Source organism: Roseateles chitinivorans (assembly GCF_050632235.1).
Taxonomy (GTDB): domain Bacteria; phylum Pseudomonadota; class Gammaproteobacteria; order Burkholderiales; family Burkholderiaceae_C; genus Roseateles; species Roseateles chitinivorans_A.
In genome coordinates, this window is the sequence record NZ_CP192584.1 from 1,452,809 (window position 1) to 1,471,622 (window position 18,814).

Genomic DNA, 18,814 nt, shown 5'->3' on the forward strand with positions numbered 1-18,814 from the left:
ATGACCACTGCCGTGCACACCCCCGCCGCCGATGCGGCCGAGCAAGTGAAGACCAGCGCCGCCACCGCCGCGCAGACCGCGCGCCGTCGCGACGACTACGCGATCCAGCCCGCCGTCGATGTGATCGAGGACGCGCAAGGGCTGACCCTCTTCGCCGACCTGCCCGGCGTGCCGCGCGAGCAGCTCCAGCTGCGCGTCGACAAGGACCGCCTCATCATTGAAGCCGAGATGCAGCTCGACCTGCCCGACGGCTTGAAGGCCGGCCATGTCGAGGTGTCGCGTCAGTTCTATCGCCGTGCGTTCACGCTGAGCAAGGAACTGGACGCCGAGCAGATCGGCGCCGAGCTGAACAACGGCGTGCTGCGCGTGCGCATCCCCAAGGCCGCGCATGCGCAGCCGCGCAAGATCGAGATCAAGCTGGGCTGATCGAAGGGCGGGAGAGCGATTCAGTACTGCCACCGCCGCTGGCCCTCACCCCTACCCTCTCCCGCAAGCGGGAGAGGGAGCAAGAGGGGTGCGGCGCTCTCCCGCGAGCGGGAGAAGGGGCAAGAGGGGCGCGGCGTTACTGGAGGCGCGACAGCGTCACGTCCGGCTCCGGCGGCGCGGCCATCGCGGCGAAAGCCGCATCGGCCGCCTCGCCGGCGCGGGCCGCGTCGTCGAGGCTCACCTGCAGGCGGCGACGCATCCACGGTCGCAGGTCCTCCAGCGGGCCGACGTCGGGCAGCAGGCTCCAATCCTGCAGTGCCTGCACCGCGTGCGGCACCGGCTCCTGACCGACGAGCGCCCGTTGCAGGCGCTTGGCCGACTCCGGCAGCTCGGCCAGGAAGTCGGCGTCGAGGTCCTTCGCGCGGCGCATCAGGCTCTGGCGCATCATCGAGAGATGCGCCATCAGCCGGTAGCCGTGGTCGAGCACCGTGTTCAGCTCCTGCAGCGGCGGGCGCACGCGGCGCGGTTCGGCGGCGCTTCGCGTCAGGGCCGCGGACAGCGCGGCCAGCGCGTCGTAGGCCTGGCGCCGCGCCATGCGCTGCGTGAGCGCGCCGGCCGGCGTCATCGCCGCCGTCATCGCCTGCATCGCGTACTGCTGCAGCGCGGCGCGCGCCCGCTTGAGCGCGCGCGGCAGGTTGCGACGTTCCCAGGCCGGCAGCACGTAGCTGAAGGCCCAGGCCAGGACCGCACCGAGCACCGTGTCCGCCAGACGCTCCGAGATCGCGATCCCATGCGACGGGTCCGCCAGGTGCGACTGCAGCAGCGCCATCACCGTTGCCGCGATCGCGGTGATCAGGTAGCGGCGGGTGACGAACGCATGCGCGATGCCGACGGCGATCTGCAGCACGACGATCCACAGCGTCTGGTTCGGGATCAGCGACAGCGCCAGCATCAGCCCGCAGCCGATCGCCGTGCCGAGCACCCGCATGTTGCGGCGCTCCAGCGTCTGGTCGAGGCTGCCGCGCAGCACCACCGCGACCGACAGCACCAGCCAGTGCGGGTGCGAGGCCCAGGGCAGCGCGAGCGCGATGAAGTAGGCCGCCGACAGCGCCAGCGCGCTGCGCAAGGCGTGGCGCAACACCGGCGAGTCGAGGTGGACCTGGGCCTTCAGCAGACCGATCGGCCAGCCGACCGGCGTCACGAAGTTCCGCAGTTCGCCGGCGTCCAACGCCAGCGGTGGCAAGGGCAGGGAAGCGTCGAGCGCGCGGCCCATCGCCAGCACCTCGCCGTCGAGATGGGACAGCCGATCCTGCAGCACGAGTTGCAGCCGCGTGCGCGGATCCTGCGGCGGTAGGTCCGGCCATTGCGTTGGCCGCACGGTGTTCATCGCCGGCGCGCGCTCGTCGAGCAGCGCGTCGCGGTATTCGTCGAGCAGCACGGCCAGAGCCCGCAGACGGCTCACCAGCGCCGTGCGCATGTGCTGGCCGACGGGGTCCTCGCCGAGCAGCTCCAGATCCAGGCGGCTCGCCAGCATCAGGTCGCGCAGTTCGACGACGTGCAGCAGCACCGCCGCGCTGCGCGGATCGGTCTTCGCGCGCGGGAAGACCTGGTCGCGCGCGGTCTGCAGCAGTTCCGCCAGCTGGGCCTCGTTGCCCAGCCAGTCGCGCATCGCATGCGCCGCGCCGCCGCTGCCGAGCAGCTCGGCCCGCGCGCTCATCAGCTGAGCGAGGCCATGCAGCGCCTCTGCCAGCGCCAGCCGGTGGAAGCGCCGTTGCAGCACCGCGCTGGAGATCACGCTCCACACGAGGTAGAGCGCGATGCCGGCCGCGCCGCTCGCCAGCACGATGTGCAGCGGCTGCGGCGGCCACGCGAGCGCGAACACCATCGCCAGGATGGGCGCGAAGGACACGGGGCCCGCGCGCGGGCCCCAGCTCAGCAGCATCGCGCTGCCGAAGGCGAGCACCGCCACCAGCGCGCCCATCGCGGCGTGATACGGATGCAGGACCGCCACGAGTCCCACGGCCAGCAGCGTCATGCCGCCGGCGGTGAGCACGCGGTTGCGGTTGCGCCGCACGCTGCCCGGCAGGTCGGCCAGGCTGGCGCAGATGGCGCAGGCCATCGCCAGCTGCGAGGCGATGTGCGACAGCTCGGCCGGGGCCGCGTGCGACACGATCACCTGCACCAGCATCACCCCGAGGGCGACGCTGAGGCCGTTCCACCAGTGCGCCGGCCAGTGACGCCAGCGACCGGCCGCCATCAGGCTTCCCGGACGCGCTGGTTCAGATGGGCCAGGGCCTCTTCGACCTGGTCGACCAGCACCAGGCACAGGTCGCCCGGCTGCAGACGCTCCAGCGCGCGGTCGATCGCGACGAACTCGCCGCGGATCTCCTCGATGTGCTTGGTCCGCGTCGCGCCCTTCAGCCCCTGCTGCAGCAGCGCCAGGACTTCACCGTCCTCGCGGCCGCGCTGGCAGGCGTCCTGGAACAGGATGGCCTCGTCGAAGGCCTCGCCCAGGATCTGCGTCTGGATGCGGATGTCCTCGTCGCGGCGGTCGCCGGCGCCGGAGATCACCACCGAGCGCTTGTTGGCCGGCAGCGCCTGCACCGCCTGCACCAGCGCGCGCATCGCGTCGCCGTTGTGGCCGTAGTCGGCGATGACGGTCGCGCCGCGATAGTCCATCACGTTGAAGCGGCCCGGCACGCTGTCCGGATCGCTCATGAAGCTCGCCAGCCCGCGCCGGATCGTGTCCCAGTCCAGGCCCACGCCCCAGGCCGCCGCGACCGAGGCCATCGCGTTCTCGTTCTGGAACGGGATCGCGCCGCCGCGGGTGAAGGGGATGTCGCGCAGCGGGATCGATTCGCGCCACACGCCCTGCGCCGCGACCAGCGCGTCGCCGTCGATGTAGACGCAGCGCTTGCCTTGGGCACGGTGCGTCGCCATCAGCGGATGGTGGCGGTCGCTCGCGAAGAAGATCACCTGGCCCGGGCAGACCTCGGCCATCTTCGCCACGACCGGGTCGGCGGCGTTCAGGACCGCGTAGCCGTTGGGCGCCACGTTCTGCACGATCACGCGCTTGACCAGCGCCAGTTCCTCGACGGTGTTGAGGAAGTTCATGCCGAGGTGGTCGCCCTCGCCCAGGTTGGTCACCACCGCCACCTGGCAGCGGTCGAAGCCCAGGCCCTCGCGCAGCACGCCGCCGCGCGCGGTCTCGAAGACCGCCGCCTCGACGTCGGGATGCATCAGCACGTTGCGCGCGCTCTTCGGGCCGGAACAGTCGCCGCTGTCGGTCTGGCGGCCGTCGACGTAGACGCCGTCGGTGTTGGTCATGCCCACGCGCAGGCCCTGCGTCGCGAACATGTGCGCCACCAGGCGCGAGGTCGTCGTCTTGCCGTTGGTGCCGGTCACCGCCACGATGGGGATGCGGCCGTCCTCGCTCGCGGCGCCGCGGTTGCCGCCGTAGATGCTGGAGATGATGGCCTCGCCGACGTCGCGGCCCTTGCCGTAGGACGGGCTCAGGTGCATGCGCAGGCCCGGCGCGGCGTTGACCTCGACGATGCCGCCGCTCTGTTCCTCGAGCGGCTTGAGCACGCTCTCGGCCACGACGTCGACGCCGCAGACGTGCAGGCCGACGACCGTCGCCGCGGCGATCGCGCGGGCGGCGACTTCCGGATGCACGTCGTCGGTCACGTCGGTCGCGGTGCCGCCGGTGGACAGGTTGGCGTTGTTGCGCAGGATCACGCGCTGGCCCTTGTCGGGCACCGACTCGGGCTTCAGGCCCTGCAGGTCCAGGCGCGCGATGGCGATGTCGTCCAGGCGGATCTTGGTCAGCGAGGTCGCGTGACCGTCGCCGCGGCGCGGATCCTCATTGACCTTGTCGACCAGCTGGCGCACCGTGTGCACGCCGTCGCCGGTCACGTTCGGCGGATCGCGCCGGGCGGCGGCGACCAGCTTGTCGCCCACGACCAGCAGCCGGTAGTCGCTGCCGGGCAGGAACTTCTCGACCATCACCGTGCCGATCTCGTCCGCGGCCTTGTAGGCGATCTCCATGTGCTCGCGCGAGGCGACGTTCACCGTCACGCCCTTGCCCTGGTTGCCGTCCAGCGGCTTGACCACGACCGGCAGGCCGATCTCGAGCGCCAGTTCCCAGGCCTGGTCGACGGTCTCCACCGGCGCGCCGATGGGCACCGGCACGCCGGCCGACTGCAGCAGGCGCTTGGACAGGTCCTTGTCCTGCGCGATCGATTCGGACACGGCGCTGGTCGCGTCGACCTCGGCGGCCCAGATGCGGCGCTGCTTCACGCCCCAGCCCAGCTGCACCAGCGAGCCCTGCGTGAGGCGGCGGAACGGGATGCCGCGCTTGCAGGCGGCGTCGACGATGGAACCGGTCGAGGGGCCGAGGCGGATGTCCTCGTCCGTCTCGCGCAGCGCCTTGACGGCGGCGTCGGCGTCGAAGGCGGCGCCCGACTGCGCGGCGTTGATCAGCTCGACGGCCTTCTCGAACGCGGCGCGGCCGACGTCTTCCTCGCTGTACTCGACGACGACCTGGTAGGTGCCGTTTTCTGACGTGGTGTGCGTGTGGCTGTAGGTCACCGGGCAGCCGGCCTGGGCCTGCAGCGCGAGCGCGGCCTGCTCCAGCACGTGGGCCAGCGTGATCGGCGTCTTGGCGCTGCTGGCCGGCCGCAGCGGGCCGATGCCGGGGAAGCGTTCGCGCAGGCGGGCCTCGAAGCCGGCCATGTCCGCGATCGTGCGTTCCGTGTCGCTGCAGTGCACGACCGCTTCGATGGCGGTGTGGCGGCTCCACATGTTGGGACCGCGGAGGGCGCGTGTGCGGGAGACTTCCATCTGTCGTCTTTCGGGTTCGACTGTTCTTTGAAGGGGCAGGTCGGCGTTTGAGGCGCTGCAGCTCGCGGGTCGGCGATTACTGCGGCAGGTCCGGCACGAAGGTGTCCAGCCCGGCCGAGATCAGCTCGGGCGAGATGCCCATGGCCCAGCCGGTCGCCACGGCGGCCAGCACCGCGTCGGTCGCGATCTCCTGGCCGACCGCGCGGAAGCGGGCCTGCAGCGATTCGACGTTGGCGCCGGAGGTCTCCGAGGTGCCCTGCGCCAGCATCGCGGCGCCGCCGCGCAGGAACACGCCGCGGCCTTCCTTGCCGCGGTGTTCCGTCAGCGCGGCGTTGCCGGCGTCCAGCGCGTAGAGGATCACTTCGCCGTCGGACAGCTCGGCCATCTCGGCCACCTTGGCCTCGTCGGCGTTCAGCACGGCGACGCCGTCGGACAGCACCACGTCGACCTGCGTGCGCAGGACCTTGAAGAGCTGGTCCTCGGTCTGGATGTCGTGGTTGTCGAGTTCCGGCACGCGGCCCAGGTCGGTGACGACGCCCACCTGGCAGCGGTCGTAGGCCAGGCCGTCACCGAGGATGGTGCCGGCGCTGTTCTCGACCACGATGGCATCGACGGCGCGGTTCATCAGCAGGCGGTGGCTGGCGGCCCAGGTCGCGCTGGGCTTGCGCTCGACGCGGCGGGTGCCCAGGAAGAGGCCCGCGCCGCAGGCCAGGCCGACGTGGCGGCCGTTCAAGTGCAGCAGCCAGCCGACCAGGCGCGCGATCTGCGCGGTGCCGCGCGAACCGGCCACGCCCACGATGGGGATGCGGCCGCTCTCGTCCTCGGCGAACAGGTGGTCGATGATGGCCTGGCCCACCGGCTGGGGCATGCCCTCGGCCGGCTTCAGGTGCATCAGCAGGCCGGGGCCGGCGTTGACCTCGACGATGGCGCCGCCGGTCTCGGACAGCGGCTTGGAGATGTCGCTGCAGACCAGGTCGACGCCGGCGATGTCCAGGCCGACGGTGCGCACGGCCAGCGAGACCGCGTGCGCCACTTCCGGATGGATCTGCGCGGTGCAGTCGATCGCGACGTTGCCGTTGCGCTGGATCAACACGCGCTGGCCGGCCTCGGGCACGCCCTCGCCGGTCAGGCCCTGGCGCTGCAGGTCCAGCAGCACGACGGGGTCGCCGGTGATGTCGATGCGGTTGAGCGGGAAGTCCTCGGTCGTGCCGCGGCGCGGGTCGGTGTTGATCTGCAGGTCGATCAGCTCGACGACGGTGTGGGTGCCGTCGCCGGTGACCCAGGCTTCCTCGCCGCGGGCGGCGGCGACCACCTGGCCGCCGACGACCAGCAGCCGGTGCTCCATCCCGGGGATGTAGCTCTCGACCAGCACTTCCGAGCCTTCCTTGTCGGCGACGTGGAAGGCGGCCTCGACGTCGGCCTCCTGGCGCAGGTCCAGCGTGACGCCGCGGCCATGGTTGCCGTCGGACGGCTTCACGACGACCGGCAGGCCCAGGTCCTGGGCGACGTCCCAGGCCTCGGCGGCGGTCTTGACCGCCTGGCCGGCCGGGACGGGCACGCCGACCGACTTCAGCAGTTCCTTGGTCAGGTCCTTGTCGCGCGCGATGCCTTCGGCGATCGCGCTGGTCATGTCGGTCTCGGCCGTCCAGATGCGGCGCTGGCGCGCGCCGTAACCCAGCTGCACCAGGTTGCCGTCGTTCAGGCGGATGTGGGGGATGCGGCGGTCGGTCGCCGCGGCCACGATGGCGGCGGTCGACGGGCCGAGGTAGCAGTCGTCGAGCTTGTCGCGGATCGCCTCGACGGCGGCGTCGACGTTGAAGTCGTCGCCGTTGATCGTCGCCATCAGCAGCGCGTGGCCCTGCTCCAGCGCGCAGCGGGCGACCTGCTCGTCGCGGGCGCGGAAGACCATGCGGTACACGCCGTGGCGCGAGGTGGAACGCGTCTGGCCGAACCCGGTCGGCATGCCGGCCAGATTGAGCAGCTCGATGACGATGTGCTCCAGCACATGGCCCATCCAGGTGCCTTCGTTCAGGCGCTGCAGGAAGCCGCCGCGCTCGCCGACGCCGCAGTGGTGCTCTTCCAGCGCCGGCAGGCGCGCGCACAGCCGTCCGGTGAAGCCGGGGATCAGGTGGGAGGGGTGTTCTTCCAGGCCACCCAGGTCCAGCCAGGTTTCCAGCACCGGACGGTAGGTCCACATGTTGGGGCCGCGCAGGTAGTTGATGCGCAGGAGCTTGATGTCGTCGTGTCGGCTCATGAGGGGTGGAAACGTGGAAGGGGGCCGCCCGGCGGACCACCGGACAATGATGCGAAGCACAATTGTGCGCTTAAGCGAAAATTGTGCGAAACATGCCACGAACCGGCTGGTCCGGGTCTTGCCCCGTTGGGGGGCAACGGCAGAAAAGTCTCGAAGAAACTCAACGTTTCGCAGATCGCCAGAAGAATCAAAAATGCAGCATTCACATCCTGTCGCGTTGGCCGGTGCCGGCGGCGTTCCGGCCGGCGAGGCCTTCGAAACACGCCTGCGGCGTGGCGAGAACGTCCGGGCCGCGCTCGAGGTTGACCTGGACGGGCGGTTACGCTTTTCGGCGGGCGGTCTGCGACTCACGGATCAACGGCTGCTGTCGCTGGAGGCCTCCGAGGACACGGGTGGGGCCCCCGTTTTCCGCGAATGGCCGCTGACGCCCGACCTGAAGCTGGTGCTGACCGACCACGCCGGGCTGGGCGCGCTGGAGCTGGTGGACGCCGACGGCCGGCTGGCGCAGTGGCGCTTCACGATGCGGGCCAACCTGCAGGCCCAGCGCTTCCAGGACGCCTTCAACCGCCGCGACGAGGTCGAGGCCCGGCTGGACGAGGAGCCCGAGCTCTGCCCGAGCTGCCAGGCCGTGTTGCCCGAAGACAGCGAGGAATGCCCCTCCTGCGCCCGCGAGCTGCACACCCCGCCGTCGACCTGGGTGCTGCTGCGGCTGTGGCGCTTCGCCGGACCGTACCGGGGTCAGTTGTTGCTGGGCTTCCTGCTGATGCTGGGGGCGACCGGCGCGACGCTGGTGGCGCCCTACCTGGCGATGCCGCTGATGGACGACGTCCTGATCCCGTTCCAGCAGGGCAAGCAGATCGACACCATGCTGGTCGTGATGTACCTGGGCGGGCTGTTCGGGGCGGCGATCGTGTCCTGGATCCTGGGCTGGGCCAAGACCTACATCCTGGCGCTGGTGTCGGAGCGCATCGCCGCGGACCTGCGCACGGCGACCTTCGACCACCTGCTGGGGCTGTCGCTGGAGTACTTCGGCTCCAAGCGCACCGGCGACCTGATGAGCCGCATCGGCTCGGAGACGGACCGGATCAGCGTGTTCCTGTCGCTGCACGCGCTGGACTTCATCACCGATTGCCTGATGCTGGCGATGATCACGGCGATCCTGTTCCACACCAATCCGTGGCTGGCGCTGGCCACGCTGGTGCCGCTGCCCTTCATCGCGTGGCTGATCCACCTGGTGCGGGACAAGCTGCGCACCGGCTTCGAGAAGATCGACCGGGTCTGGGGCGAGGTGACCTCGGTGCTGGCCGACACCATCCCCGGCATCCGCGTGGTCAAGGCCTTCGCCCAGGAGCGCCGCGAGGCCGAGCGCTTCCGCACCGCCAACAAGCACAACCTGGTCGTCAACGACCGGCTCAACAAGACCTGGAGCCTGTTCACGCCCAGCGTCTCGCTGCTGACCGAGATCGGCCTGCTGGTCGTCTGGGCCTTCGGCATCTGGCTGATCGCGCATTCGCAGATCACCGTCGGTACGCTGACGGCCTTCCTGGCCTACATCGGGCGCTTCTACGGCCGGCTGGATTCGATGAGCCGGATCGTGTCGGTGACGCAGAAGGCGGCCTCGGGCGCGAAGCGGATCTTCGACATCCTCGACCACCAGTCCAACGTGCCGGAGCCGGCGCAGCCGGTGGTGCTGGACAAGGTGGCGGGCGAGCTGTCGCTGCAGGACATCGGCTTCCGCTACGGCAACCGGACGGTGATCCGCGACCTCAACCTGGTGATCAAGCCGGGCGAGATGATCGGGCTGGTGGGGCACAGCGGCTCGGGCAAGAGCACCATGGTCAACCTGATCTGCCGCTTCTACGACGTGACGGAGGGCGCGATCAAGCTCGACGGCGTCGACCTGCGGCGCTTCAAGCTGTCGGACTTCCGCCGCCACATCGGGCTGGTGCTGCAGGAACCCTTCCTGTTCTTCGGCACGATCGCGGAGAACATTGCCTATGGCAAGCCGGAGGCGACGCGCGAGGAGATCGTCGCCGCGGCGCGCGCCGCGCATGCGCATGAATTCATCCTGCGGCTGCCGCAGGGCTACGACTCGCTGGTCGGCGAGCGGGGTCAGGGCTTGTCCGGCGGGGAGCGCCAGCGGATCTCGATCGCCCGCGCGCTGCTGATCGATCCGCGCATCCTGATCATGGACGAGGCCACCTCGGCCGTGGACACGGAGACGGAGAAGGAAATCCAGAAGGCGCTGGACAACCTGGTGCGGGGCCGCACGACGATCGCGATCGCCCACCGGCTGTCGACACTGCGCAAGGCCGACCGGCTGGTGGTGATGGACCGCGGCGAGATCGTCGAGGTCGGGCCGCACGACGAGCTGATCGCCAAGCAGGGCGCCTACTGGCGCCTGTGGGAGGCGCAGGCCCGCCGCGTGGACGCGGAGGAGCAGGACAACGTCGTCGTTGTCACCCCGAACGCCAACGTCCACACGGCCACGCAGGCCTGATCGCGACCAGGATCCTTCATGAACAACATCCAGAACCTGGCGCGCAATGCCTTCGGCCGCCTGAGCCTGGTCGACGACGCCGGCCAGACCCACGACAACGTCACCCCGGTGCGCGCGCATCCGCTGAGCGCGCCGGACGAGGGGCTCTCGCTGGTCGGCACCGACGGGCATGAGATCGCCTGGATCGACCGGATCGCCGACCTGCCGCAGGCCCAGCGGGAGCTGCTCCAGGACGAACTCGCCCATCGCGAGATGACGCCGACGGTGCTGAAGCTGCTGGAGGTCTCGACCTTCTCGACGCCGTCCCAGTGGACCGTCGAGACCGACCGCGGCAGGACGGAATTCATCCTCAAGAGCGAGGAGGAAATCCGCCGCATCGGGGAAGGGCGCCTGCTGATCACCAGCTCCCACGGGCTGCACTTCCTGGTGCCGGACCGGTTCGCCCTCGATCGGCATTCGCGCAAGCTGCTCGAACGCTTCCTCTGAGGTCGACCGAGCGCAGCCTCGGGAAGCCGGGCCGCCCCCGGCTCATACGCTCGCAGGCTCCGCTAAATCGCCGGGTGCGGCCCGGCTTCCCGAGGCCCGTTCCACCGAGCCTGTCCCCCTGAGCGCGCCACCCCTCCTTACTCCCTCTCCCGCTTGCGGGAGAGGGTCGGGGTGAGGGCCAGCGGCGGTGGCAGTACTGAAACCCTCTTAAGCATTTATGCGATACCCGAAGCGGCAAGGACCTGCCCTACAATTGACGTTTACGTAAACGTAAGACGAATCATCCAGCGGATGCCCGGAGAGGCGGCCGCGGAGGTGGTCGAGGAGACAAACCCATGAGCCTGCCCGGTCTGAATTTCCATCTCGGCGAGGACATCGACGCCCTGCGCGATGCGGTGCGCGAGTTCGCCCAAGCCGAGATCGCCCCCGCGCCGCGGAGATCGATCGCAGCGACCAGTTCCCGATGGACCTGTGGCGCAAGATGGGCGACGTCGGTGTCCTGGGCATCACCGTGCCCGAGGAATACGGCGGCGCCGCGATGGGCTATCTGGCCCACATGGTGGCCATGGAGGAGATCAGCCGCGCCAGCGCCTCGGTGGGCCTGAGCTACGGCGCCCACTCCAACCTGTGCGTCAACCAGATCAAGCGCAACGGCACCGACGCGCAGAAGCAGAAGTACCTGCCCAAGCTGATCTCCGGCGAACACGTCGGCGCGCTGGCGATGAGCGAACCCGGCGCCGGCTCCGACGTCGTGTCGATGAAGCTGCGCGCCGAGGACAAGGGCGGCTACTACGTCCTCAACGGCAACAAGATGTGGATCACCAACGGGCCCGACGCGGACACGCTGGTCGTCTACGCCAAGACCGAGCCGGAACTCGGCGCCCGCGGCATGACCGCCTTCCTGATCGAGAAGGGCATGAAGGGCTTCTCGATCGCGCAGAAGCTGGACAAGCTCGGCATGCGCGGCAGCCACACCGGCGAGCTGGTGTTCCAGGACGTCGAGGTCCCGGCCGAGAACGTGCTGGGCCAGGTCGGCGGCGGCACCAAGGTGCTGATGTCGGGCCTGGACTACGAGCGCGCCGTGCTGGCCGCCGGTCCGATCGGGATCATGCAGGCGGTGATGGACAACGTCGTCCCCTACATCCACGACCGCAAGCAGTTCGGCCAGTCGATCGGCGAGTTCCAGCTGATCCAGGGCAAGGTCGCCGACATGTACACCGTGCTGCAGGCCGCCCGCGCGTTCTGCTACACGGTGGGCAAGAACCTCGACGCCCTCGACGGCGCCCACGTCCGCCAGGTGCGCAAGGACTGCGCGTCCGTCATCCTCTGGTGTGCCGAGAAGGCCACGTGGATGGCCGGCGAAGGCATCCAGATCTTCGGCGGCAACGGCTACATCAACGAGTACCCGCTGGGCCGCCTCTGGCGTGACGCGAAGCTCTACGAAATCGGCGCGGGCACGTCCGAGATCCGGCGCATGCTGATCGGCCGCGAGCTCTTCGCCGAAACGATGTGAGCCACTGATCGCCCTGCGGCGCCCCCGCAGGGGGCGCCCCTTCAAGCGGCACCCGTGGCGCTGGCTTCGCCAGGCCACCGGGTGCGCCCCTTGAGGGGGCCGGCGTAAGCCGGTAGGGGTGGGAGAATCCACGTCCATGAGCACGACGAACGAACTGCAAGACCTGCTGGACAACAACAAGCGCTGGGCCACCGCGACTGAGGAACAGTCGCCCGGCTTCTTCTCGCGCTTGCTGAAGCAGCAGACGCCGCAATACCTCTGGATCGGCTGCGCCGACAGCCGCGTCCCCGCCAACGAGCTGGTGGACCTGCTGCCGGGCGAGCTCTTCGTCCACCGCAACGTCGCCAACGTCGTGGTCCATTCGGACCTGAACTGTCTGTCGGTGATGCAGTTCGCCGTGGACCAGCTGAAGGTCCAGCACATCATCATCGTCGGCCACAGCAACTGCGGCGGCGTGCGCGCCGCGCTGGAAGACCTGCGCGTCGGCCTGGTGGACAACTGGCTGCGTCACGTCCAGGACGTGCGCAACCACCATCAGGAATGGCTGGACCAGGTGGTCCCGGACCAGCGTGCCAATGCGCTGTGCGAGCTGAACGTGCTGGAGCAGGCCCGCAACGCCTGCCAGACCACCGTCGTCCAGGACGCCTGGGCGCGCGGCCAGGAAGTCGCCGTGCACGGCTGGGTCTACGGCCTGCACAACGGCCTGCTGAAGGACCTGAGCATCACCGTCGGCAAGGCCGAGGACGTCGGCCCCGCCTACCGCAGCGCGCTCGAGGCGCTGCACCGCCGCTACGAGGCGGCGATGGGCCGCTGAGCCCGCGCGGCCACCGAGCGGATAACAGCGGTCACGACCGGGACGGAGCGAGGCGCCATGTTCCCCCACGAGCTCAACGATCCGCGCGCCTTCGAGATCGCCCAGGCGATGCTCGAAGGCTTCGACAAGCACTACCGCCTGTTCCGCGCCGCGTCCGCGACCGCGAAGCAGCGCTTCGAGCAGGCCGACTGGCATGGCCAGCAGTTCGCGCAGCGCGAGCGCATCGAGTTCTACGACCTGCGCGTCGACGAGGCCGTCCTCGAGCTGGAAGAACGCTTCAAGACCAGCGCGCTGCCCAGCGAGGTCTGGCAGCAGGTCAAGCTGCATTACATCGGGCTGCTGACCAAGCACCTGCGGCCGGAGCTCGCCGAGACCTTCTTCAACTCGGTCACGACGCGCATCCTCCACCACAGCTACTTTCACAACGAGTTCATCTTCGTCAGGCCGGCGATCTCCACCGAGTTCATCGAGAACGAGGAGCCCGCCGCCCAGCCGACCTACCGCTGCTACTACCCCTCGCAGGACACGCTGCGCGACACCTTCATGCGCATCGTCTGGAACTTCCAGCTGGCGCTGGAGTTCGAGGATCTCGGCCGCGACATCGACCTGGTGCTGAAGGCCGTGGGCGAAGAACTGGGGGCCTTCCGTTGGCGGACGAATTTCCAGGTGCAGGTGCTGTCCTCGCTGTTTTTCCGGAACAAGGGCGCCTACATCGTCGGCAAGATCGTCAACGGCTTCACCGAGACGCCGTTCGCGCTGCCGATCCTGCACAAGGAGGCGAACGACGGTGAGATCGATCGGACGGCCGAGCGCCAGCTCTACATCGACGCCGCGCTTTTCGGCGAGGACGAGCTGCAGATGCTGTTCAGCTTCGCGCGGGCCTACTTCCTCGTCGACATGGAAGTCCCCAGCGCCTACGTGCAGTTCCTGCGCTCGCTGATGCCGCGCAAGCCGCGCTCGGAGATCTACGCGACGCTGGGGCTGCAGAAGCAGGGCAAGAACCTCTTCTACCGGGACTTCCTCAACCACCTGCGCCACAGCAGCGACAAGTTCCGCATCGCGCCCGGCATCAAGGGCATGGTGATGCTGGTCTTCGACCTGCCGTCCTACCCGTTCGTGTTCAAGGTCATCAAGGACTTCTACCCGCCGCAGAAGGACACGACGCGCGAGCAGATCCAGTCCAAGTACCTGCTGGTGAAGCAGCACGACCGCGTCGGGCGCATGGCCGACACGCTGGAGTACACGCGGGTCGCGTTCCCGCGCCACCGCTTCGAGGACGAGCTGGTCGCCGAACTGAAGCACTTCTGCCCCTCGCTGCTGGAGGAGACCGGCGACGACCTGGTCATCAAGCACCTCTACATCGAGCGCCGCATGGTGCCGCTCAACATCTACCTGCAGGAAGCCTCGCCGGCGCAGCTGGCGCATGCGGTGGTTGAGTACGGCAACGCGATCAAGGACCTGGTGGCGGCCAACATCTTCCCCGGCGACATGCTGTGGAAGAACTTCGGCGTCACGCGCCACGGCAAGGTCGTGTTCTATGACTACGACGAGATCGAGTACCTGACCGACTGCAACTTCCGCAAGGTGCCCGAGGCCCGCAACGAGGAAGAGGAGATGTCGGGCGAGGTCTGGTACGCGGTGAACAGGCTCGACGTGTTCCCCGAGACCTTCGGGCCCTTCCTGCTCGGTCATCCGGGCGTGCGCGACGTCTTCATGGCGCACCACGCCGACCTGCTCGATCCCGCGTTCTGGCAGACCCACAAGGAACGCATCCTGGCGGGGCACGTCGAGGACGTGTTCCCGTACGACCCGCACAAGCGCTTCCACGTCCGCGACGTCGCGCCGGCCCTGAAGGTGCCGGAGCCGCAGGACCGCGAGCTCCCCATTCATTGACGTACACACTGATTTCTCAGAAGGAGGCTTTCATGTCCGATTCCATCGTCATCGTTTCCGCCGCCCGCACGCCGATCGGCGGCCTGCTGGGCGACTTCGCCGGCCTGGCCGCGTGGGAGCTGGGCGCCGTCGCCATCAAGGCGGCCGTCGAGCGCGCCGGCATCCCGACCGACGCGATCGAGGAAGCCTTCCTCGGCAACTGCCTGATGGCCGGCCAGGGCCAGGCCCCGGCGCGCCAGGCCGTGCTGAAGGCCGGCCTGCCGCAATCCGTGGGCGCGGTGACGCTGTCCAAGATGTGCGGCGCTGGCATGCGCGCGACGATGTTCGCGCATGACACGCTGAAGGCCGAGAGCGCCGACATCCTGGTCGCCGGCGGCATGGAGTCCATGACCAACGCGCCGCACCTGATGTTCGCGCGCAAGGGCGTGAAGTACGGCGCCGCGCAGATGTATGACCACATGGCGCTGGACGGCCTGGAAGACGCGTACGAGCGCGGCAAGGCCATGGGCGTCTTCGCCGAGCAGTGCGTCGACAAGTACGCGTTCACGCGCGAGGCGCAGGACCAGTTCGCGATCTCGTCGACGGAGCGCGCCAAGCGCGCTAACGAGGACGGCAGCTTCGCGTGGGAGATCGCGCCGGTGACCATCGCCGGCCGGGGCGGCGACACCGTGATCTCGCGCGACGAGCAGCCCTTCAAGGCCAAGCTCGACAAGATCCCGACGCTGAAGCCGGCGTTCAAGAAGGACGGCTCGATCACGGCGGCGACCTCGTCGTCGATCTCCGACGGCGCCGCCGCGATGGTGCTGATGCGCGAATCCACCGCGAAGAAGCTGGGCGTGACGCCGATCGCGCGCATCGTCGGCACCGCGGTGCACGCCAACGCGCCGGAGTGGTTCACGACCGCGCCGGTCGGCGCGATCCAGAAGCTGCTGGCCAAGAACCAGTGGGACGCGAAGAGCGTCGACCTGTGGGAAGTCAACGAGGCCTTCGCCGCGGTGACCATGGCGGCGATGGCCGAGTTCAAGCTGCCGCACGAGATCGTCAACGTCAACGGCGGCGCCGTGGCGCTGGGTCACCCGATCGGCGCGTCGGGCGCCCGCATCCTCGTCACGCTGCTGGGCGCGCTGAAGCATCGGAACCTGAAGCGCGGCGTCGCGGCGCTGTGCATCGGCGGCGGCGAAGCCACCGCCGTCGGCGTCGAGCTGATCTGAGGACGGACCGGATGACGCAAGTTCTCATCATCGGCGCCTCGCGGGGCATCGGCCTAGAGCTCGTGAAGCAGCACCGCGACCGCGGCGACACCGTCGTCGCCACGGCACGCGACGACGCCAGCCTCGAGAAGCTGAAGGCGCTCGGCGCGACGGCGATCAAGCTCGAGGTGTCCGACGTGGTCAGCATCGCCGGCCTGGCCTGGCAGCTCGACGGCTACCAGTTCAACCGCGTCCTGTACGTCGCCGGCGTCTACGGCCCGAAGACGATCGGCCTGCAGCCGCCGAGCGCGGCCGACTTCGACGCGGTCATGCACACCAACGTGCTGGGCCCGATGCGCGTGCTGCCGCAGCTGCTGGATGCGCTCGCGCCGGACGCGCGCATCGGCATCCTGTCCTCGCGGATGGGATCGATGACGCTGCGCGCGAACTCGGCGGGCTGGGTCTACCGCGCGTCGAAGGCGGCAGTGAACTCGGTGATGAAGGACCTGTCGCTGACGCTCGACGGCCGCGCGATCTGCGTCAGCCTGCACCCGGGCTGGGTCAAGACCGACATGGGCGGCCAGGAGGCCGACATCGACGTCGCCACCAGCGCCTCCAGTCTGCGCGCGGTGCTCGACGGACTGAAGGCGGGTGACAACGGCGCGTTCTTCAATTACGACGGCAGTCCGTTGCCCTGGTGAAGCCATGATCCTTTCCGAAGACCACCGCGCCGTGCAGGACGCCGTCCGCGCCTACGTGCAAGACCAGATCGCGCCGAAGGCGGCCGCGTGGGACAAGTCCCACCAGTTCCCCGCCGAGGAGCTCAAGGGCCTGGCCGCGCTGGGCTGCTACGGCGTGGCCGTTCCGACCGAGTACGACGGCGCGGGCCTGGACTACCTGGCGCTGGCGATCATCCTGGAGGAGATCGGCGCCGGCGACGGCGCGACCTCCACGGTCGTCAGCGTCAACAACTGTCCCGTGTGCAGCATCCTGATGGCCTTCGGCAACGAGGACCAGAAGCAGCGCTTCCTCAAGCCGCTGGCGCGCGGCGACATGCTGGGCGCGTTCTGCCTGACCGAGCCGCACGTCGGCTCCGAAGCCGGCGGCCTGAAGACGACGGCCGTCCTCGACGGCGACGCTTACGTCCTCAACGGCGTCAAGCAGTTCATCACCAGCGGCAAGAACGGCGACGTCGCCATCGTGATGGCAGTGACCGACAAGGCGGCCGGCAAGAAGGGCATCTCGGCCTTCCTGATCCCGACGTCCACGCCCGGCTACGTCGTGGCGCGCATCGAGGACAAGATGGGCCAGCACGCCAGCGACACGGCGCAGATCCTGTTCGAGCACTGCCGCGTGCCCGTCGCCAACCGGATCGGCGAGGAGGGGCAGGGGCTCAAGATTGCGCTGTCGGGGCTGGAAGGCGGCCGCATCGGCATCGCGTCGCAATCGGTGGGCATGGCGCGCGCGGCCTTCGAGGCGGCGCTGCGCTACAGCAAGGAGCGGGTCGCCTTCGGCGTGCCGATCTTCGAGCACCAGGCCATGCAGCACAAGCTCGCCGACATGGCCACGCAGATCGAGGCCGCGCGACAGCTGATCTGGCACGCCGCGGCGCTGAAGGACGCCGGCCAGCCCTGCCTGAAGGAGGCGGCGATGGCCAAGCTCTTCGCCAGCGAGATGGCGGAGCGGGTCTGCTCCGCCGCGATCCAGATCCATGGCGGTTACGGCTACGTCAGCGATTTCCCGGTGGAACGGATCTATCGCGACGTCCGCGTGACGCAGATCTACGAAGGCACGTCCGAGGTGCAGAAGATCCTGATCGGACGCGCGCTCGTCTGAGCCGGCCGGCCGATCCGCGCGGATCGGCCGCTCGGCGGGTCACTCGCTTTCCTGGATCACGCGATCGTTCAGCGCCTGCACCGGCCGGGCATTCCTGCCGACCAGCTTGCGGAAGGCGTCGATCTGCCGCGACGACAGCGTCACCGGCTCCTTCAGCACCATCCAGTGCACGCCTTCCGAGCAGGGCGGCGTGGTCAGCGAACCGGCGAAGTCGTAGTAGCCCAACGACTTCGGCAGCAGCGACGCCAGATCCAGCTGCAGCTCGTCCACGGTGATCTTCTCGCCGACGCGCGGCAGGTGCTGGAACACCGATTCCCAGGCCGCATTCGAGCGTCCCGCGCGGATCAGCACCGCCACCACGCCGAGTTCGCCCGCCGCGTTCTTGTGGACGAAGTGCGCCACCATCGGCAACGACTTGCCCTTGATGTGTTCCTCGCTCGGCGTGTGGAAGTGGAACTGCAGCAGTTCGTAGGTCTGGCCGCCGACCTCCAGCGTGTGGCCGGCCGGCAGGTTCACCTGCACCGTGTGGCCGTTGTTCCAGATCGTCGGCGCGGCGCTGCCGTAATGGAAGGCGAGGGCGGGCAACGCCGCCTTCACCGTCTTGACGATGTTGATCGGGCTCTGCTGATGGCCCGATGCGCATTCGGCGAACGAGGGGTCGATCTCGCTCCAATGCGCCGCGCCCTTCTCACCGGTGTATTCCCAATGCGACGCGGCGGTTGCGGGCAAGGTGCAGGACAGGAGACCGGCCGACAGGACGGCGAACAGGGCGCGTGAGTGAAGAGTCATGAGGAGGTCGAGCGGGCTGATGGAGAGGAACGGCCGAGGACCGCACCCGACAGGCGCCATCCGGCCGGCGGCAGGGTAGCGTTCGTGGCGTGATCAAAACGTTAAGAACTCGTGGGGCGGAGAGGCTTCGTGACGAACATTCGTCCGCAGACGCGAAGCCTCCGCCTCCTTGACTCCCGCAGCCGGGGGCTCAGCGTTTTCCCGCCCCTCTTAGGTCGGCTTGTCCCCGCACGCACCGCCAAGTAAATTCCTGCGCCGATGGCGACAAGAC

13 protein-coding genes and 1 pseudogene are annotated in these 18,814 nt (G+C 69.0%); 9 read left to right on the forward strand and 5 right to left on the reverse strand.

Features of this window, described 5'->3' with window-relative positions; all coding sequences use genetic code 11:
* The gene (locus tag ACQ859_RS06570; protein WP_431265094.1) at nt 1-426 is read left to right on the forward strand and encodes an Hsp20/alpha crystallin family protein; all 426 of its coding nucleotides are present in this window, start codon (nt 1-3) and stop codon (nt 424-426) included.
* Between the two features lie 136 nt (nt 427-562).
* Here the strand turns inward: ACQ859_RS06570 and ACQ859_RS06575 are convergent, their stop codons facing one another.
* From ACQ859_RS06575 to cphA (ACQ859_RS06585), 3 genes are all read right to left on the reverse strand, one after another.
* On the reverse strand, nt 563-2,683 hold the full coding sequence (locus ACQ859_RS06575) for an FUSC family protein (RefSeq protein ID WP_431265095.1): 2,121 nt from the start codon (nt 2,681-2,683) through the stop codon (nt 563-565).
* On the reverse strand, nt 2,683-5,268 hold the full coding sequence (gene cphA, locus ACQ859_RS06580) for a cyanophycin synthetase (RefSeq protein ID WP_431265096.1): 2,586 nt from the start codon (nt 5,266-5,268) through the stop codon (nt 2,683-2,685). The genes ACQ859_RS06575 and cphA (ACQ859_RS06580) overlap by 1 nt, the downstream gene beginning before the upstream one ends.
* A 76-nt stretch (nt 5,269-5,344) precedes the next feature.
* Complete coding sequence (gene cphA / locus ACQ859_RS06585) at nt 5,345-7,522, reverse strand: cyanophycin synthetase (RefSeq protein ID WP_431265097.1); 2,178 nt, start codon at nt 7,520-7,522, stop codon at nt 5,345-5,347.
* A gap of 193 nt (nt 7,523-7,715) precedes the next feature.
* Here cphA (ACQ859_RS06585) and ACQ859_RS06590 point away from each other — a divergent pair, with 193 nt between their 5' ends.
* Both ACQ859_RS06590 and ACQ859_RS06595 read left to right on the forward strand, forming a co-directional pair.
* Complete coding sequence (locus ACQ859_RS06590; RefSeq protein ID WP_431265098.1) at nt 7,716-10,022, forward strand: ABC transporter ATP-binding protein; 2,307 nt, start codon at nt 7,716-7,718, stop codon at nt 10,020-10,022.
* Nucleotides 10,023-10,040: 18 nt separating this feature from the next.
* Entirely contained in the window at nt 10,041-10,508 is a 468-nt protein-coding gene (locus ACQ859_RS06595) for a DUF1854 domain-containing protein (RefSeq protein WP_431265099.1), read from the forward strand.
* Between the two features lie 260 nt (nt 10,509-10,768).
* On the opposite strand, the gene ACQ859_RS06600 is transcribed toward ACQ859_RS06595, so the two are convergent.
* Nucleotides 10,769-10,921 (reverse strand): hypothetical protein, encoded by a 153-nt coding sequence (locus ACQ859_RS06600; protein WP_431266705.1) that lies wholly within the window; start codon nt 10,919-10,921, stop codon nt 10,769-10,771.
* On the opposite strand from ACQ859_RS06600, the pseudogene ACQ859_RS06605 reads away from it, so the two are divergent.
* The 6 genes and pseudogenes from ACQ859_RS06605 to ACQ859_RS06630 all read left to right on the forward strand — a co-directional run bounded on the left by ACQ859_RS06605 (nt 10,850) and on the right by ACQ859_RS06630 (nt 17,754).
* A pseudogene (locus ACQ859_RS06605) lies at nt 10,850-12,021 on the forward strand (isovaleryl-CoA dehydrogenase). The gene ACQ859_RS06600 and the pseudogene ACQ859_RS06605 sit on opposite strands and share 72 nt — an antisense overlap.
* Nucleotides 12,022-12,157: 136 nt before the next feature.
* A complete protein-coding gene (can, locus tag ACQ859_RS06610) occupies nt 12,158-12,835 on the forward strand; it encodes a carbonate dehydratase (RefSeq protein ID WP_331617796.1) in 678 nt (225 codons plus the stop codon).
* A gap of 57 nt (nt 12,836-12,892) precedes the next feature.
* The gene (aceK, locus tag ACQ859_RS06615; protein WP_431265100.1) at nt 12,893-14,728 is read left to right on the forward strand and encodes a bifunctional isocitrate dehydrogenase kinase/phosphatase; all 1,836 of its coding nucleotides are present in this window, start codon (nt 12,893-12,895) and stop codon (nt 14,726-14,728) included.
* Nucleotides 14,729-14,760: 32 nt separating this feature from the next.
* Nucleotides 14,761-15,939, forward strand: coding sequence for an acetyl-CoA C-acyltransferase (locus ACQ859_RS06620; protein WP_431265101.1), 1,179 nt, complete (start codon nt 14,761-14,763; stop codon nt 15,937-15,939).
* 11 nt (nt 15,940-15,950) lie between these two features.
* Entirely contained in the window at nt 15,951-16,619 is a 669-nt protein-coding gene (locus ACQ859_RS06625; RefSeq protein WP_431265102.1) for an SDR family oxidoreductase, read from the forward strand.
* Nucleotides 16,620-16,623: 4 nt separating this feature from the next.
* Complete coding sequence (locus ACQ859_RS06630) at nt 16,624-17,754, forward strand: acyl-CoA dehydrogenase family protein (RefSeq protein WP_431265103.1); 1,131 nt, start codon at nt 16,624-16,626, stop codon at nt 17,752-17,754.
* A gap of 39 nt (nt 17,755-17,793) precedes the next feature.
* On the opposite strand, the gene ACQ859_RS06635 is transcribed toward ACQ859_RS06630, so the two are convergent.
* Nucleotides 17,794-18,543 carry a carbonic anhydrase gene (locus tag ACQ859_RS06635; RefSeq protein ID WP_431265104.1) on the reverse strand — a complete coding sequence of 250 codons (750 nt, stop codon included), beginning with the start codon at nt 18,541-18,543 and terminating at the stop codon, nt 17,794-17,796.
* Nucleotides 18,544-18,814: the final 271 nt, after the last annotated feature.

Bases quoted from the DNA above. Each gene is read 5' to 3' on its own strand.
- ACQ859_RS06570 (WP_431265094.1), top strand. From the start codon at position 1: ATGACCACTGCCGTGCACACCCCCGCCGCCGATGCGGCCGAGCAAGTG.
- ACQ859_RS06575 (WP_431265095.1), bottom strand. From the start codon at position 2,683: ATGGCGGCCGGTCGCTGGCGTCACTGGCCGGCGCACTGGTGGAACGGC.
- cphA (WP_431265096.1), bottom strand. From the start codon at position 5,268: ATGGAAGTCTCCCGCACACGCGCCCTCCGCGGTCCCAACATGTGGAGC.
- cphA (WP_431265097.1), bottom strand. From the start codon at position 7,522: ATGAGCCGACACGACGACATCAAGCTCCTGCGCATCAACTACCTGCGC.
- ACQ859_RS06590 (WP_431265098.1), top strand. From the start codon at position 7,716: ATGCAGCATTCACATCCTGTCGCGTTGGCCGGTGCCGGCGGCGTTCCG.
- ACQ859_RS06595 (WP_431265099.1), top strand. From the start codon at position 10,041: ATGAACAACATCCAGAACCTGGCGCGCAATGCCTTCGGCCGCCTGAGC.
- can (WP_331617796.1), top strand. From the start codon at position 12,158: ATGAGCACGACGAACGAACTGCAAGACCTGCTGGACAACAACAAGCGC.
- aceK (WP_431265100.1), top strand. From the start codon at position 12,893: ATGTTCCCCCACGAGCTCAACGATCCGCGCGCCTTCGAGATCGCCCAG.
- ACQ859_RS06620 (WP_431265101.1), top strand. From the start codon at position 14,761: ATGTCCGATTCCATCGTCATCGTTTCCGCCGCCCGCACGCCGATCGGC.
- ACQ859_RS06625 (WP_431265102.1), top strand. From the start codon at position 15,951: ATGACGCAAGTTCTCATCATCGGCGCCTCGCGGGGCATCGGCCTAGAG.
- ACQ859_RS06630 (WP_431265103.1), top strand. From the start codon at position 16,624: ATGATCCTTTCCGAAGACCACCGCGCCGTGCAGGACGCCGTCCGCGCC.
- ACQ859_RS06635 (WP_431265104.1), bottom strand. From the start codon at position 18,543: ATGACTCTTCACTCACGCGCCCTGTTCGCCGTCCTGTCGGCCGGTCTC.